This is a genomic window from Paenarthrobacter sp. MSM-2-10-13, assembly GCF_011605365.1.
Classification (GTDB): Bacteria; Actinomycetota; Actinomycetes; order Actinomycetales; family Micrococcaceae; genus Arthrobacter.
Genome location: NZ_JAAOXO010000011.1, coordinates 102,681 through 117,381 on the forward strand (window position 1 = coordinate 102,681; position 14,701 = coordinate 117,381).

The 14,701-nt window shown below is 63.1% G+C and carries 14 protein-coding genes; 7 read left to right on the forward strand and 7 right to left on the reverse strand.

Annotated elements, in window-relative coordinates; genetic code table 11:
- Window positions 1-144 precede the first annotated feature (144 nt).
- Window positions 145-750 carry a malonic semialdehyde reductase gene (locus tag HAV21_RS18250; protein WP_166842667.1) on the forward strand — a complete coding sequence of 202 codons (606 nt, stop codon included), beginning with the start codon at window positions 145-147 and terminating at the stop codon, window positions 748-750.
- Window positions 751-929: 179 nt separating this feature from the next.
- On the opposite strand, the gene pgm is transcribed toward HAV21_RS18250, so the two are convergent.
- Both pgm and HAV21_RS18260 read right to left on the reverse strand, forming a co-directional pair.
- Window positions 930-2,591, reverse strand: coding sequence for a phosphoglucomutase (alpha-D-glucose-1,6-bisphosphate-dependent) (gene pgm / locus HAV21_RS18255; RefSeq protein ID WP_223941388.1), 1,662 nt, complete (start codon window positions 2,589-2,591; stop codon window positions 930-932).
- 273 nt (window positions 2,592-2,864) lie between these two features.
- Window positions 2,865-3,620, reverse strand: a complete 756-nt coding sequence (locus HAV21_RS18260) for a glucose 1-dehydrogenase (RefSeq protein WP_166842668.1) — start codon at window positions 3,618-3,620, stop codon at window positions 2,865-2,867.
- A gap of 220 nt (window positions 3,621-3,840) precedes the next feature.
- Between HAV21_RS18260 and HAV21_RS18265 the strand changes: the two genes are divergently transcribed.
- Window positions 3,841-4,482, forward strand: a complete 642-nt coding sequence (locus HAV21_RS18265) for a DUF4190 domain-containing protein (RefSeq protein ID WP_166842669.1) — start codon at window positions 3,841-3,843, stop codon at window positions 4,480-4,482.
- 92 nt (window positions 4,483-4,574) lie between these two features.
- On the opposite strand, the gene HAV21_RS18270 is transcribed toward HAV21_RS18265, so the two are convergent.
- The 3 genes from HAV21_RS18270 to HAV21_RS18280 are packed head-to-tail and all read right to left on the reverse strand — an operon-like array spanning window position 4,575 to window position 8,301.
- Window positions 4,575-6,074, reverse strand: coding sequence for a peptide MFS transporter (locus HAV21_RS18270; RefSeq protein ID WP_166842670.1), 1,500 nt, complete (start codon window positions 6,072-6,074; stop codon window positions 4,575-4,577).
- A gap of 54 nt (window positions 6,075-6,128) precedes the next feature.
- Window positions 6,129-7,565: an amidase gene (locus tag HAV21_RS18275; RefSeq protein ID WP_166842671.1), complete on the reverse strand. Its 1,437-nt coding sequence runs from the start codon at window positions 7,563-7,565 to the stop codon at window positions 6,129-6,131.
- The gene (locus HAV21_RS18280) at window positions 7,558-8,301 is read right to left on the reverse strand and encodes a peptidase E (protein ID WP_166842672.1); all 744 of its coding nucleotides are present in this window, start codon (window positions 8,299-8,301) and stop codon (window positions 7,558-7,560) included. The genes HAV21_RS18275 and HAV21_RS18280 overlap by 8 nt, the downstream gene beginning before the upstream one ends.
- Window positions 8,302-8,476: 175 nt before the next feature.
- Between HAV21_RS18280 and HAV21_RS18285 the strand changes: the two genes are divergently transcribed.
- The 3 genes from HAV21_RS18285 to HAV21_RS18295 all read left to right on the forward strand — a co-directional run bounded on the left by HAV21_RS18285 (window position 8,477) and on the right by HAV21_RS18295 (window position 10,104).
- Window positions 8,477-8,803, forward strand: coding sequence for a rhodanese-like domain-containing protein (locus HAV21_RS18285; protein WP_142937219.1), 327 nt, complete (start codon window positions 8,477-8,479; stop codon window positions 8,801-8,803).
- A 32-nt stretch (window positions 8,804-8,835) separates the two neighbouring features.
- Entirely contained in the window at window positions 8,836-9,768 is a 933-nt protein-coding gene (gene pheA / locus HAV21_RS18290; RefSeq protein WP_166842673.1) for a prephenate dehydratase, read from the forward strand.
- A gap of 105 nt (window positions 9,769-9,873) precedes the next feature.
- Window positions 9,874-10,104: a hypothetical protein gene (locus HAV21_RS18295; RefSeq protein WP_142937217.1), complete on the forward strand. Its 231-nt coding sequence runs from the start codon at window positions 9,874-9,876 to the stop codon at window positions 10,102-10,104.
- On the opposite strand, the gene HAV21_RS18300 is transcribed toward HAV21_RS18295, so the two are convergent.
- Window positions 10,101-11,162 (reverse strand): diacylglycerol kinase family protein, encoded by a 1,062-nt coding sequence (locus tag HAV21_RS18300; protein ID WP_166842674.1) that lies wholly within the window; start codon window positions 11,160-11,162, stop codon window positions 10,101-10,103. The genes HAV21_RS18295 and HAV21_RS18300 overlap by 4 nt on opposite strands.
- Before the next feature lie 113 nt (window positions 11,163-11,275).
- Here HAV21_RS18300 and serS point away from each other — a divergent pair, with 113 nt between their 5' ends.
- The gene (serS, locus tag HAV21_RS18305) at window positions 11,276-12,556 is read left to right on the forward strand and encodes a serine--tRNA ligase (protein ID WP_166842675.1); all 1,281 of its coding nucleotides are present in this window, start codon (window positions 11,276-11,278) and stop codon (window positions 12,554-12,556) included.
- A 29-nt stretch (window positions 12,557-12,585) separates the two neighbouring features.
- On the opposite strand, the gene HAV21_RS18310 is transcribed toward serS, so the two are convergent.
- Window positions 12,586-13,614 carry a hypothetical protein gene (locus HAV21_RS18310; RefSeq protein WP_166842676.1) on the reverse strand — a complete coding sequence of 343 codons (1,029 nt, stop codon included), beginning with the start codon at window positions 13,612-13,614 and terminating at the stop codon, window positions 12,586-12,588.
- A 219-nt stretch (window positions 13,615-13,833) separates the two neighbouring features.
- On the opposite strand from HAV21_RS18310, the gene HAV21_RS18315 reads away from it, so the two are divergent.
- Window positions 13,834-14,676 carry an HAD family hydrolase gene (locus HAV21_RS18315; protein ID WP_166842677.1) on the forward strand — a complete coding sequence of 281 codons (843 nt, stop codon included), beginning with the start codon at window positions 13,834-13,836 and terminating at the stop codon, window positions 14,674-14,676.
- The last annotated feature ends 25 nt before the right edge of the window (window positions 14,677-14,701 follow it).

Sequence of the window (14,701 nt, forward strand, 5' to 3'; positions counted from 1 at the left end):
TCGTATGCACGATGCTACCGACTTTTGCGCTGTGCCCAACGTCACGGGCCGTCATGGGAAGAGGACAACGGAAGTTGAAGTTGCAACCATGGAAAGCAGAAGTGCCCGGCCGGTTCAGGGTCAGGCCCAGCGAAAGGTTTACCCATGACGATTGCACACGAAGAAGCAGTCATTGACGCCGCAGCAGTCGACGCCATCTTTGCCGAAGCCCGCACCGCCAACAGCTTCGCCGGCGAGGTCACCGACGAGCAGGCCCGCGCCATCTACGAGCTCACCAAGTTCGGCCCCACCGCATTCAACTCCCAGCCGCTCCGCGTGACCTACGTCCGCTCGGACGAGGCCCGCGCCAAGCTGGTGGACACCCTGTCGCGTGGCAACCAGGCCAAGACCGCGTCCGCCCCGCTGGTTGCCATCCTGTCCTACGACACCGACTGGCAGGGCCAGTGGGACAAGTTCCTCCCCGCCTACGACGCGCCGAAGGCCATGTACGACGCCGACCCCGCTTTCGCCGCTGCTACGGGCAACAACAACGCTCACCTGCAGGCCGGCTACTTCATCCTCGCCGTGCGCTCGCTGGGGTTCGCCGCTGGCCCGATGACCGGTGCCGACTTCTCCGCAATCGACGCCGAATTCTTCCCGGCCGGCGACCAGAAGAGCTTCCTGGTGGTCAACATCGGCCAGCCCGGCCCGGACGCCTGGGGCGAAGCCAAGCCGAAGTTCGCTTACGACGACGTTGTGAGCACCGTCTAGAGTCTTCCCGCAGCAGAAACGCCCGCTCACTTTCGTGTGAGCGGGCGTTTTGCCTTAACGGGGCGACCCTCTGGACGTTCTCTCACATCCCTCGGCTTTGGGGCCAACGCTCTATCACTTCCACCCGGGAGAGAGGGACCCGGATTTAAGGCTGGAATGTGAGAGAAGATTTGAGGAAGTTACGCGATAACGCCGTCCACCAACGCCTTGGCCTCTTCCTGGACCTGCTTCAGGTGATCCGCACCCTTGAAGGACTCGGCGTAGATCTTGTACACGTCCTCGGTGCCGGAAGGCCGTGCCGCAAACCAGGCGTTCTCCGTGACAACCTTCAGGCCCCCGATTGACGCGCCGTTGCCGGGAGCCTCGGTGAGCTTGGCCGTGATCTCTTCGCCTGCAAGGGAAGTCGCGGTGACGTCCGCGGCGGAGAGCTTGCCCAGCTTGGACTTCTGCTCGCGGGTGGCCGCAGCGTCAATGCGTGCGTAAACAGGCGCGCCGAACTGGTCAGTCAAACCCTTGTACAGCTGTGAAGGAGACTTGCCGGTGACGGCTGTAATCTCCGACGCCAGCAGGGCCAGCAAGATGCCGTCCTTGTCCGTAGTCCACACACTGCCGTCGAGCTTATTGAAGGATGCTCCGGCCGATTCCTCGCCACCGAACGCGCCTTCACCGGAAAGCAATCCAGGCACGAACCACTTGAAGCCCACGGGAACCTCAACCAACTTGCGGCCGAGCCCACTTGCAACGCGGTCGATGATCGAGGACGAAACCAGCGTCTTGCCCACCACAGACTCGGGGTTCCAGCCGCTACGGTTCCGGTACAGGTAATCGATGGCTACGGCCAGGTAGTGGTTGGGGTTCATCAAACCACCATCCGGTGTCACAATGCCGTGGCGATCGGCGTCGGCGTCGTTGCCAGTGGCGATGTCATAGGCGGCGGTACCATCGGCACCGGCGGCCATCCGTTTGATCAGCGACGCCATGGCCGACGGCGACGAGCAATCCATGCGGATCTTCTCGTCCCAGTCGAGGGTCATGAAAGCCCACTGCGGATCCACGGTGGGGTTGACCACCGTGAGGTTCAGCTGATGGCGCTCGCCGATCTCGCCCCAGTAGTCAACGGACGCGCCGCCCATGGGATCAGCCCCGATGCGGACGCCGGCGTTCCGGATGGCGTCAAGATTCAGCACGGAAGGGAGGTCGTCCACATAGCTGCTGAGGAAGTCGAACTTGCCGGTGGTGTCGGCGGCCAAGGCATCGTTCAACGGCATGCGCTTGACCCCGCGGAGGCCGTTCTCAAGCAACTGGTTGGCGCGGTCAGCTATCCAACCCGTTGCGTCCGTGTCAGCGGGGCCGCCGTGCGGAGGGTTGTATTTGAAACCGCCATCACCTGGCGGGTTGTGGCTGGGGGTGACCACGATGCCGTCAGCTTGGGGAGTGCCCGGGGCGGCTTCGCGGTTGTACTTGAGAATGGCGTGGCTCAGTGCCGGCGTCGGGGTATAACCGTGGCGTGCGTCCACCAGAACGGTGACGCCATTGGCAGCTAGTACTTCCAGTGCGGAGTTCTGTGCCGGCTCACTGAGGGCGTGGGTGTCACGTCCGATGAACAGCGGCCCGGTGATGCCCTGACGGCCACGGTATTCGACGATTGCCTGCGTGATCGCGAGGATATGCGGCTCGTTAAACGACGCCTTCAAGCTGGATCCGCGGTGCCCGGACGTACCAAATGCCACGCGCTGCGCAGGGTCGCCCAGATCTGGAGTTACGTCGAAGTACGCGTCCAGCAGGGCTGTGATGTCAACAAGGTCCTGGGGAAGGGCAACTGTGCCCGCTCGGCTAGCCATGGGGTCCAGCATGCCAGACCTTGGCGTCAGCTGACACGAAATGTCCGCCGATCCGGCCCCTGTGACGCCGAATGGCGTTGTTACGTCAGGACAAAAACCGCCAAGTCAGCAAAGATTCATTCCCCGTTCAGACCACAGCAGGCGCACCCGTTCCCCCTGGGCGCGCCACTTGTTCACCGGTGGCGCACCCTTTCGCGCTATTCGCTCCAGAGGTTAGGGGCGCGATCGGGGGTAGGGGTAGCGAACAACCCAGTGGGAACGAAACCAGGAACGCTAGACGGCGGTGTAGCCACCATCGACGAGCACGTAGGAGCCGGTCATGAAGCTGGCCTTGTCGGAGAGGAGGAACGTGGTGACGTTCGCGACTTCCTCGGCCGTGCCCAAGCGGCCAAGCGGGTGCTTTGCTTCGAGCCCGCTGACAACTTCCTTCGGCGCGGCGGCCAGCAAGGGAGTGTCGATGTAGCCGGGGCCGATTGCATTGACGCGAAGGCCCTGAGCTCCGTATTCAGCGGCAGCGTTCTTGGTCATGCCCACAACGCCGTGCTTGGCTGCGGTGTACGCGGCGTTGCCGGGAGCGGCTACGGCGCCGTGGATCGATGCCATGTTCACAATGGCGCCCTCGGATGCGCCAGCGGCAAGGATGGCCGGGACTTGGTAGCGCATTCCGTAGAGGACGCCACTCAAGTTAATGGCGATGACCCGGTCCCAGTCTTCGATGTCGATTTCTCCAACGGGAGCACTGGCGCCGCCGATACCGGCATTGTTGACGGCGTAGTTGAGGGCTCCGTACGTCTCCACTGCGAAGTCGACGGCTTTCTTGCTGTCCTCGGCCACTGCAGTGTTGCCTTGGAACGGTACTGCCGTGCCGCCGTCGGCCGTGATCTGCTCGGCTACGCGCGTGGCGGCGTCGAGGTTGACGTCCACAACAACAACGTTGACGCCGTTCTTCGCGAGGTCCTTGCTGATTGCTTCCCCGAGGCCGGAGCCTCCGCCGGTGACGAGCGCGGTTTTGCCTTCAAAGTTACCCATGATTCCTCCTTTGCGGGACAGGGCCCCGCAGATTTAGTTGGTGAGCGATGATTTAGGTCGCTATCGATGAAAACCAAGTCCGGCTCGAAAATATTCCATGCGTATGCATGAATATGCCCCTACGTGATTCGGTGGCACACGCGCGGGTCGCGCGCTACCTTATGTGGCGCCCCTGGCGGCGGTAGTGTTGGGACCAAAGACCACATCCAGGGGGATACCTATGTCAGACCAGCCATCCAAGGGCAACGAGGATAAGCCTGCGGGCTACGAACCGCCCCAGTACGTCCCGCCCGCACAGTTCAGCGCGCCCGAGCCGGGCACGTCCCATCAGGGCCCGTCCGCCGAAAGCACACCTGAACAGGGCGCTCCCGAACACGGCGCTCCGGAATACGGCGCCAACGCCACCCAGCCGATCCCGCCCTACGAGCAGGGCTCGCAAGGCCAGAACCCGTACACGCCGGGTGATTACAGCCAGCAGCCCCCCTCGCCCTACGGCCAGCCGCCCAGCCCGTACCAGCAGCAGGCGTTCAACCAGCAGCCCTACGGCCAGCAGCCTTACGGTCAGCCGCAGTCACCCTACGGCCAGCCCGCCTACTACGCCATGCAGGCCGAGCCCAAGGGCCTGAGCATTGCCAGCATGTGCTGTGGCATCGCCGTCTACGTTGGCTTCGGGTTCTTCATCCTCCCGCAGATTGCAGCTGTGATTCTGGGCCACCTCGCCCTGAAGCGTGAGCCTGCAGGCAAGGGCATGGCGATCGCCGGCCTGGTGATGGGTTACCTCGGCGTGGCGCTGACGCTCATCTTGGGCATCATCTTCTTCGTCGCCATTGGCGCGTCAAGCAGCGGCCGCTACAACTACTAAGACGCGTACGACGGCGACCCTTGCGTCAGGTGGGATTTCCACCGGACCCAAGGGTCGCCGTCGTTAAGGTTGCGTGCCGTGTGCCGGGAAGCCTAGCGAACGCCGCCCATCAGCTTCTTGATCGCGGGCGTAGCCGCAGCCAAGCCAACGGCCAGGACCACTGCAACGCCGCCGATCCCCAGGAAGTACGGGAGTTCGTCCTGGGGGTTGTACAGCCCGGCGAGGATGCCGGCCAGCGTGGTGCCGAGTGAGACGGACAGGAAGAACAAGGCCACCATCTGGGTGTGGAACGCCTGCGGGGCGAGCTTGGTGCTCACGGACAGGCCGATGGGGGAAAGGAACAGTTCGGCCAAGGTGAACATGAACAGGATGCCCACAAGCGCCAGCAGTGGAGTTTTGCCCTCGCCGGCCAGCGGGATGAAGGCCAGGAATGCCAGGCCCATGATGAACAGGCCGGCGGAGAACTTCAGCGGCGAACTCGGCTGCTTGGAACCCAGCTTCGTCCAGAGGGCAGCCATGACGCCGGCGAAGATGATGATAAACACCGGGTTGATGGACTGAACCCAGGCGGCCGGCATTTCCCAGCCGAACAGGTTGCGGTCCAGCTTCTCCTGCGAGTACACGGCGATGAAGGTGAATTGCTGCTGGAACAGTGCCCAGAACCCGGCCGATGCAATGAACAAGGGGATGAAGGCCACCACGCGCTTGCGCTCAATGCCGGTGACCAGCGGGCTTCGGAAGATCAGGAACAGGTAGATCACAGCGGCGCCAATTGCGGCGTAGGCCATGCTGCTGGCGAGGTTGTTGGCGTTGACGAGCCCCGTTCCAAGCAGAACGCCGATGACAACCAGGATGGCCAGGAAGATCAGACCATACTTGGTGCGGTCCTTCGCCGGGAGCGGGTTGGGAACGCGGTGCGCTTCCTCGGGGAGCCTTTTGCGGCCCAACGCGTAGATGACCAGGCCGATGGCCATGCCCACGGCTGCGGCGCCGAAGCCCACGTGGAAGCCGTAGCTCGTCTGCAGCCAGCCGGTCACCAGCGGGCCGATGAGCCCGCCGATGTTAATGCCCATGTAGAAGATGGAGAAGCCGGCGTCGCGGCGCTCGTCCTTCTCGCCATAGAGGGTGCCCACCAATGCCGTGGCGTTGGCTTTCAAGCCGCCGGAGCCGATGCCTACGAGCACCAGGCCCGCTATCAGGCCCGGAACGCCCGGAAGCAGCGCCAGTGCGATGTGGCCGGCCATGATCATGATGGCCGAGCCGAACAGAACTTTTTCGGAGCCGAAGAGACGGTCGGCGAGCCAGGCGCCGAGGATCGTCGACAGGTAAACGCCACCACCGTACGCGCCCACCAAACCAGCAGCGAGCCCCTGGTCAATGGAAAGACCGCCCTGCTCGGCGGTGAAGTACATGTAGTAGAGCAGGATTCCCTGCATGCCGTAGAAGGAGAATCGCTCCCACATTTCCACGGAGAAGAGGCTGGCCAACATCTTTGGGTGGCCGAAGAATGACGTATCGCCCGCTGGCTTTGCGGACTCAGCCGTGGTTTGAGGTGTGCTCATTTTCTCAATGCTGGCACTGACTGCGGGCATTGTCACATCGATCAATGCCCGGGGCAACCACTTTCCATATGTTAGACGTGCTGGTTACCGGGCCTCCAGGACGGCTGCAAGCTGGAGAAGTTGCAGTTCAGATCCCGGCCGGCCGATGATCTGAATTCCCATGGGCAACCCTGAGGCAGTTGTGTGCACCGGGATGCTGATGGCCGGGAGCCCACAGACGTTCACCATGGAGGACCACGGAGCGTACTCGCACTGCCGTTTGTAGTCCTCATCGGCATCGCCGGCCCACTCGCTCGGCCACGGCTCGCCGCTGTGGCCGCCGCCGGTGAACCAGCCGATGGGCCGCGGTGTCTGCGCCAAAGTGGGCATGAGGATCAGGTCCCACTCCGCGTACTGCGCCAAGGTGTCGTGCTCGAATTGCCGCAGGAAACTCAGCGCTTCATTGACTTTCGAGGCGCTCCGCTGTTGCGCCCGACGCCGGAACGTCCGGGTCAACGGGGTCAGCAGCGCCTCACGCTGGGGTGCTATGCGGGCACTCCCGACGCCGGCAGTCCAGGCTGTTGTGAACGCTTCGGGATAGCGGTTGTCGTAGCGGATGCCGGCCTCGGTGACGCTGTGGCCGGCTTTTTCCAGCAGCTTGGTCCCGAGCTCCAAGGCATCAGCTGCTTCTTCGTCGATCTGGAACGGGTAGATACCGGCCCACGGGCTGTCCAAGCTCACCCCGATCCTCAAGGGCTCCGGTGCCTGCCCCACATTGGCGAGGTATCCGCCGTCGGGCGCTTGATCCCGCGGGACCAGCGCGTCCATCAGCAGTGCTGCGTCTGCCGCGGTCCGGGCGAGCGGCCCGGCAACCACCAATTTAGCGGCATCGCCCGCGCTGGCGCCGCCCGGCACCAAGCCCCGTCCCGGCTTTAGGCCCACCAGTCCGCAGGCGCCTGCTGGAATCCGGATGGAGCCGCCGCCGTCGGTACCCGGCGCGAACGGAACCAGCCCCGCAGCTACGGCGGCAGCGCTGCCGCCCGACGACCCGCCCGAGCTTCGTCCCAAGGCGTGCGGATTGCGCGACGGCGGTGCCACCCGGTTTTCGCTGTAGGCCGTAAGTCCAAATTCCGGAACCTGGGTCTTACCCAGCGAGATGACGCCCTGCCCTTTCAACGTTGCTGCGAGGGCGCCGTCCTCCGGAGCTGGTTTGTGCTCGAGGGCTGCGCTGCCGTGCGTGGTGGGCACGCCGGCCACATCCGTGAGGTCCTTGAAGGCGGTGGGCATGCCGTGGAGGGCGGGGAGTTCTTCGCGGCGGCCCTCCCGGGCCAGCCTTGCGTGCAGCGCGTCTGAAGCCGCGGCGTCTTTGAGGGCCTGTTCGGCCGTGACGGTGACGAAGGCACCCAGTTGCCTGTTCCGCGATTCGATGGCCTGCAGGAAATGCTCGGCGGCTTCCCGGGCGGAGAGATCGCCCGCAGCGAGGGCATTGCGGAGCTCAACGGCTGTCAGTTGCGAAATTTCTTGCAGGGGAGGCTCAACCAAGGAATCGTGGCTCCAACCGTTCCTCCACAGCAACAGCGTCCACGCTTTCGCCGGCGCCGGCTGTCACCCGGAAGGCAGCCTTGTTCTTCACTTCGGACACCACCTCCACCAGTTCCGTTCCCCGGTAAACCAGCCCGACGCCGTCGTCCGTGCAGTGGGTCTCGCCCAAAGTGCCGTTGGCCACCAGCTCGTGGATGGCCGGGGCGCGCCGCAGTTCGGAGTCGTAATGGACGCCGTTGGCGTAGGGGAGAAAACCGAGCGCATTGGTCACAGGCCTGAGTTCCGGGCCGAAAGAATCGGTCACACCACCCTGATACCAGCAGATGGACCCTGCCGAAACGCCAGCCAATACCACTCCGCTTTCCCAAGCCTTCCGCAGGATTCCGTCCAGTCCGTGCGCCCGCCACACAGCCAGCAGGTTCACCACCGAGCCGCCGTTCACCCACACAACATCCTGCTCCAGGAGGTGCGCTTCCGGGTCCTCGATGTTGGGCATGGTGAAGAGGTTGAGATGACTGAAATCGAACCCAGCAATGCGTGCTGCCTGGTCCATTTCCGCAGCCCACCAGCGCTGATCACCGGATGCAGTCCCGATATGTGTCACCCGGGGTGCCCGGCCGCTGACGCCCGAGAGCTCCACTGCGTAGTGCATCAGGTGGTTGAACTCGATCCGGGTCCGCTCACCCGGCTTGTAGCCGCCGGACGTCGCCAGAATGGTTGCTTGTCCAAAGGTCATTCGGGCACTCCTAACGGGCCGGGGGTGGGAAGGCGCTTCCGTCCCAGTCTTAACGTCCTGGCGCCGGGAAGCAAGGGCAGGTGTTTCCGTGGCGTTGCGGTGTCCCGTGAAGTTACGGTGCCATGCATCGGGGACTAGGCTGGATGCTGGACTAAATCGATGGGAAGGGAACGCCATGAGCGACTTCGATACCGTACCTGTGGGCGACATTCCGGCAGATGCCAGCATTCTGGACGTCCGCGAAGACTACGAATGGGTGGCCGGGCACGCGGAAGGTGCAGTGCACATCCCCATGGACCAGCTGCCGGCACGCCTGGACGAACTTGACCCGGATGACGATCTCTTTGTCATCTGCCGCACCGGAGGCCGGTCATTCCGCGCTGTCCAGTGGCTCGTGGGGCAGGGCTATTCTGCCGTGAACGTTGCCGGTGGCATGGACATGTGGTTTGAGGCGGGGAAACCCATGGTTTCGGATAACGGGCTCAAGCCGGTAGTTCTGTAACCCGCGTATATAACCAGCAAGGAATATCTCCGATGTCAGCAGTCACCTACACCTTCCTCGGCCCCGAGGGCACCTTCACCGAAGCTGCCCTCATGCAGGTCCCTGGGGCTGCCGAAGCCACTCGAGTCCCGTGCACCAACGTCAATACGGCGCTGGATCGGGTCCGGGCCGGAGAGGCTGACGCGGCCATGGTGCCCATCGAGAACTCGGTGGAGGGCGGGGTCACTGCCACGCTGGACGCGATTGCCACGGGCCAAGAGCTCCGGATCATCCGTGAGGCCCTTGTCCCCATTACCTTCGTGCTTGTGGCGAGGCCCGGCGTCGAGCTTTCGGACATCAAGCGGATCTCGACGCACGGCCATGCCTGGGCGCAATGCCGTCTGTGGGTGGATGAGCACCTCCCGCAGGCCGATTACGTCCCCGGATCCTCGACGGCGGCATCCGCCATGGGCCTGCTGGAGGACGACGCTCCCTATGACGCAGCCATTTGTGCCCCGTTGGTTGCTGCCGGACAACCCGGCCTCAACGTCTTGGCCGAGGACATTGGCGACAACCCCGAGGCTGTCACCCGGTTCATCCTGGTGAGCAAGCCCGGCCTTCTTCCGGACCGAACGGGCGCGGACAAAACCACCGTGGTGGTGCCGCTGCCGGAGGACCACCCAGGCGCGCTCATGGAAATCCTGGACCAATTCGCGTCCCGCGGCGTGAACCTGAGCCGCATCGAATCGCGGCCCACTGGACAATACCTGGGCCACTACTTTTTCAGCATCGACGCTGATGGGCACGCCACTGATTCGCGGGTGGCTGACGCGCTTGCAGGCCTGCACCGGATCAGTCCGGCAACCCGGTTCCTGGGCTCCTATGCCCGTGCCGACAAGCAGCCGGCCGTGGTTGCTCCCCACACTTCTGACGCTGCTTTCGCTTCGGCGCACGCGTGGGTGGATTCAATCCTGAGGGGCTCCTAGCCCGCTATCCACAGGCGGAGCGTCTGCCCTTTCGCAAGAATGCTTCTGTGCGTATGCTTGCCTGATCCATAAACGATGGATGAATGGCAAATGAAAGGAGCGGTCATGTCTGTACACCGGGATGACAAAGACGGCCAGGGCATGATCGTCAATCCGAAGCCCACTGGCGATAACCAGGACGACTGGAATGGCGATGAAGCTGATCGCGCTGACCGACTCCGCTTTGAAGAAGAACAAGCGATGATCAAGGAGCAGGCTGAGGCCCGCGCTGCTGCCAAAGCGGCCACTGAGGAAGCCGAGAGGGATGCTGCAAAACCGGACGTCGGCGCTCTCTAAACGGTTTTGGCTTTCGGCACCCGCACCAGCAGGGATCCCGGCTCCACTTGCACGGTGACGGTTGTCGCCTCGCCTGAGGGGTCGCCGTCCAGCTGGGTGGCCATGGGTTCCTGGCTGCGGATGATGACCTTCCCTGAACGGTAGAAGCTCATCATCGGCAGGTTCGCTTTGTGCTTGAACAAAACCTTCGTGTACATGGCGAGCCAGCCGAAAGCACTGCGGGGACTCATCACCACAATGTCCAGCATTCCGTCGTCAATCATGGCCTGAGGGATGAAATCAATGCCGCCGGGAATCAGGCCACAGTTGGCAAACAGTACACTGCGGATCTTGCGTGCCTGCTCGGGCTGGTCGTCCATGGTGATGGTGACGCGTTTGCGGCGCCCGGGCAGGTGGCGGACGCCTGCCTCCGTATAGGCGAGCCAACCAACGCTCTTCTTCAGGTCTTCCTTGGTGTCACCCACAACCTCGGCGTCCAGGCCCATGCCGGCGATGACCAGGAACGTGTGTTTCGCTGACTCGCCCGTGTTGTCGTTATCCACGCCCATGGTGGCGGTATCGATGTAGCGCTGGTTGCCGAACAACGCCACTTGGATGCAGTCAGCGAGGTCGGTCACGTCAAGATCCACGTTGCGGGCCAGCAGGTTACCGGTGCCCAGCGGGACAAGGCCCATGGCAACGTTCTTGTGCGCCAGCGACTCTGCCACAACGCGCACTGTACCGTCGCCGCCGCACGCCAGAACGACGTCGGCCCCGTACGCCAGCGCTTGGCGCGACTGACCGTAACCGGGGTCGTCCACGGTGGTTTCAAAGAACTTGGGCGGGTCCCAGCCGGCTAGATCGCAGGCGTCGATGATGGCTTGGCGGGCCTCTTCGGCGTTGTTTTTCACCGGGTTGAGGATGACCGCCACGCGCTGGTCCCCGGGGCCGGGCTTGTGTGAGTCCTCCCGGACCGCGCTCCTGATGTGGCGGGCTTTCAGTCGGCGCACACCCCACCAACTGGAGACGGCAAAAACCACGCCCCCAGCGAGAATCAGGTACAGGATCCAGTCGCTCATGGTGCTCCCACACTATCCTCCCGGGCAGTCTCCTCCTTGCCTCACGCCCGTGACGGAGGGACTTTGCCCGCTGCGGGCCGGAAAACCGCGGCAGATTCGAATACTCTTGTCTGGTGATCGACGTAAAAGACCTCAGCGAAAATCCGGACAAGTTCCGGGCCAGCCAGCGCGCCCGTGGCGCCGACGAGTCCGTTGTGGACGCGATCATCTCCGCTGACTCCGATCGCCGTGCCGCGCTGATTCGCCACGAAACCCTGCGTGCCGAGCAGAATGCTTTCGGCAAGAAGGTGGCTCAGGCCAAGGGCGAAGAAAAGCAGGCCCTCCTGGCCGAGGTCAAAGAGCTGGCCAACTCGGTCAAGGCCGCTTCCGCCGAGGCTGCCGCAGCGCAGGCCAAGCAGGAAGAGCTGCTGCGGGTCATCCCCAACCTTGTTGTTGACGGAGTCCCCGAGGGCGGCGAGGACGACTACGTTGTGGTCAAGACCGTAGGCACTCCCCGCGAGTTCAAGGATTTTGAGCCGAAAGACCACCTGGAAATCGGTGAGCTGATCGGCGCCATTGACATGGAGCGCGGCGCCAAGGTGTCCGGCTCGCGTTTCTACTTCCTCCGCGGCGTCGGTGCCCGCTTGGAAATGGCGCTGCTGCAGATGGCCATGGAGCAGGCGATTGACGCCGGCTTCGTCCCCATGATCACCCCCACTTTGGTGCGCCCCGAGACCATGCAGGGCACCGGTTTTGATGTAAAACACGACGCCGAGATCTACCGTCTCGCCGAAGACGACCTTTACCTCGTGGGAACCTCGGAGGTGGCCCTCGCGGGCTACCACGCAGACGAGATCCTGGACCTCTCTGCCGGCCCCATCCGCTACGCAGGCCAGAGCTCCTGCTACCGCCGCGAGGCCGGCTCCCACGGCAAGGACACCCGCGGCATCATCCGCGTGCACCAGTTCAACAAGGTGGAGATGTTCATCTACACCACTGTGGAGGAAGCCGCTGCCGAGCACGAGCGCCTGCTGGCTTGGGAAGAGGAAATGCTGGCAAAGTGCGAGCTTCCTTACCGCGTGATCGATACGGCTGCCGGTGATCTGGGCATGTCCGCGGCACGCAAGTTCGACTGTGAAGCCTGGGTCCCCACGCAGAACGCCTACCGCGAGCTCACTTCCACCTCCAACTGCACCACGTTCCAGGCGCGTCGCCTCAACATCCGGGAACGCGTGGTCAACGACGAAGGTGTTGCCAAGGGAACCCGAGCCGTTGCCACGCTGAACGGCACGCTGGCCACCACACGCTGGATTGTTGCCATCCTTGAGCACCACCAGAACCCGGACGGCTCCGTCAACGTTCCCAAGGCATTGCAGAAGTACCTTGGTGGACTTGAGGTTCTCCCGGTTCTCTAGTTTCCACTTGTCACCCTCCTACGGACAATTCACCCTCGAGTGCGCGGGTGAATTGTCCGTAGGAGGGTGTTTCGTTGCGGGGTCAGCCCAGCCGCGAGGAGTTTTGCCGTGAACAAGGCGGGATTGTTGGCCGTTGCCCAGTCCCATCGCACTACTTTGAACCCGAGAGCACGCAGCCTGTCCTCACGCTTCTTCTCGGCGAGGACCGCTTCCCTGGCGCTCTGTCCACCCAGATATTCGTCCCTCAAGTACTTTGCATCGCCGTCGAACTCTCCGATTACTCGTTGGTCCCGCCAAAAGAAGTCCGTACGGGCAACGAACCCCATGGCATCGCGGAACTCGCACTGCAACTCCGGAGCAGGGAAGCCGAGAAGGTGCATCTGGGCGCGGCTAAGTGACTCACCCGCGGAGCCGGAATTCTCGTCAGCGAAGCTCAGAATGTGCTCGACGCGTTGTCTCTTGGCCTCGGAAGCAAGGCCCTCGGCTGCCGCGCTAAGTGCCGCTTTGCTCATGAAAAGCGACGGAAACCTTGCTGCACTGATCGCGTGATCGGCCAAGGTGACGCCCTTGGTGAACGAACCCCTGGCCAGGACATCAACGGCCGTTCGCGCCAGTCCTGTGAGTCGCAACCCGCGCAGGTACACGGTGTCGGCTGAATAGTAGTGCCGGTAGATGCCATATCCGCGGATCCGCTCCAGACCGCTGGTTCCCGAGGAATCCAGGGTGGCTGCGCTGGTGCTCGGCTTTCGAGCGCCGGCATGCCCGCGCGAGGCGTTGGCAAGGTGGATGTGCGATGGAACGCCGACCATCTGCAGTCCCCAGAGTAACGCGGCTGTTTCGAAGCAAAACTCCGCGGAAGGGTTCTCCGCTGCCACGGCCCGTGCGGTTGCGGCGTATCGATCCCAGGGTTTGAGCGCGAGCCAATGCTGTTTGTCCACGTATACGCCCTGGCGTACCCGGACAAGTTCGCCCTTCTTGTACCGTCTGCTGAGCTGCCGCGATGCACCTGTTTCCAGTCCATGCCGGGCAGCCACTATGAATTCGTTCTGGTAGTCCATGAACCACTGTTGCTGCATAGGGATTCACGTGACTCCCGCTCAGTAGGGCTATGTGGAAAGGGTTCGGTTGTTCACCGTTATGTGGACAATTCACCGGCGGATGCGGGGGTGAATTGTCCGGTAGAGGGTGAAACTCGGAACAGGTATTCACCGTGCGTTAACGCGCAGCTGTGGCGCCGGTCCTAGTTCAGTGTCCGGGGTGTCTGCTCTACTGTAAGCATGACTATTTTGACTGATACTCCAGTTGCTGGCATCGATGACCAGCCAAATAACAACAAGTACATGGTGGCATTGGACGTGGACGGCACACTCGTGGACCACGACGGCCACATGTCGGAGGGAGTTCGCTCCGCCGCTCAGGCTGTGGTTGCAAGCGGCCACGACGTCATGATTGCCACCGGCCGCTCGCTCAATGCGACGCTTCCCATCATCCAGAAGATCGGCCTCGAGCGAGGCTACGCCGTGTGCTGCAACGGTGGTGTGACCCTCCGCCTTGATCCGTCGTTGGAGAAGGGTTACGAGATCATCCATAAGGCAACGTTCGACCCCGCTCCGGCTCTGAAGGCCTTGCGGGAACGGCTGCCCAACGCCAAGTACGCCCTGGAGGATGAGGACGGAAACTTTCTCTCCACGGAGCGCTTCCAGGATGCCAGTTTCGGTGTGGAGTCCATCGGCGTCGACTTCCAGACCATGTTGGATGCCACGGCAGTCCGCGTAGTGGTCTTCAGCAGCGAGAACACCTCGGATGAGTTCAATGAGGCCATCAGGCACATCGGACTTTCCGGCGTGACGTACTCGGTGGGATGGACCGCCTGGCTGGACATCGCAGCCGAGGGCGTCACCAAGGCCAGTGCCTTGGAGGTTCTGCGCCACAAGCTCGGAACGGACCAGGCCAACACGGTTGCCGTGGGCGATGGCCGCAACGACATCGAGATGCTCACGTGGGCCGGCCGCGGCGTTGCCATGGGGCAGGCACCTGACGAGGTCATTGCCGTCGCGGATGAGGTCACCGCTTCAGTGCTCGACGACGGCGCGGCACAGGTTTTGCGCAGCCTCCTGTAACTGCCGCTCGTCTTAGCCGGGCGAA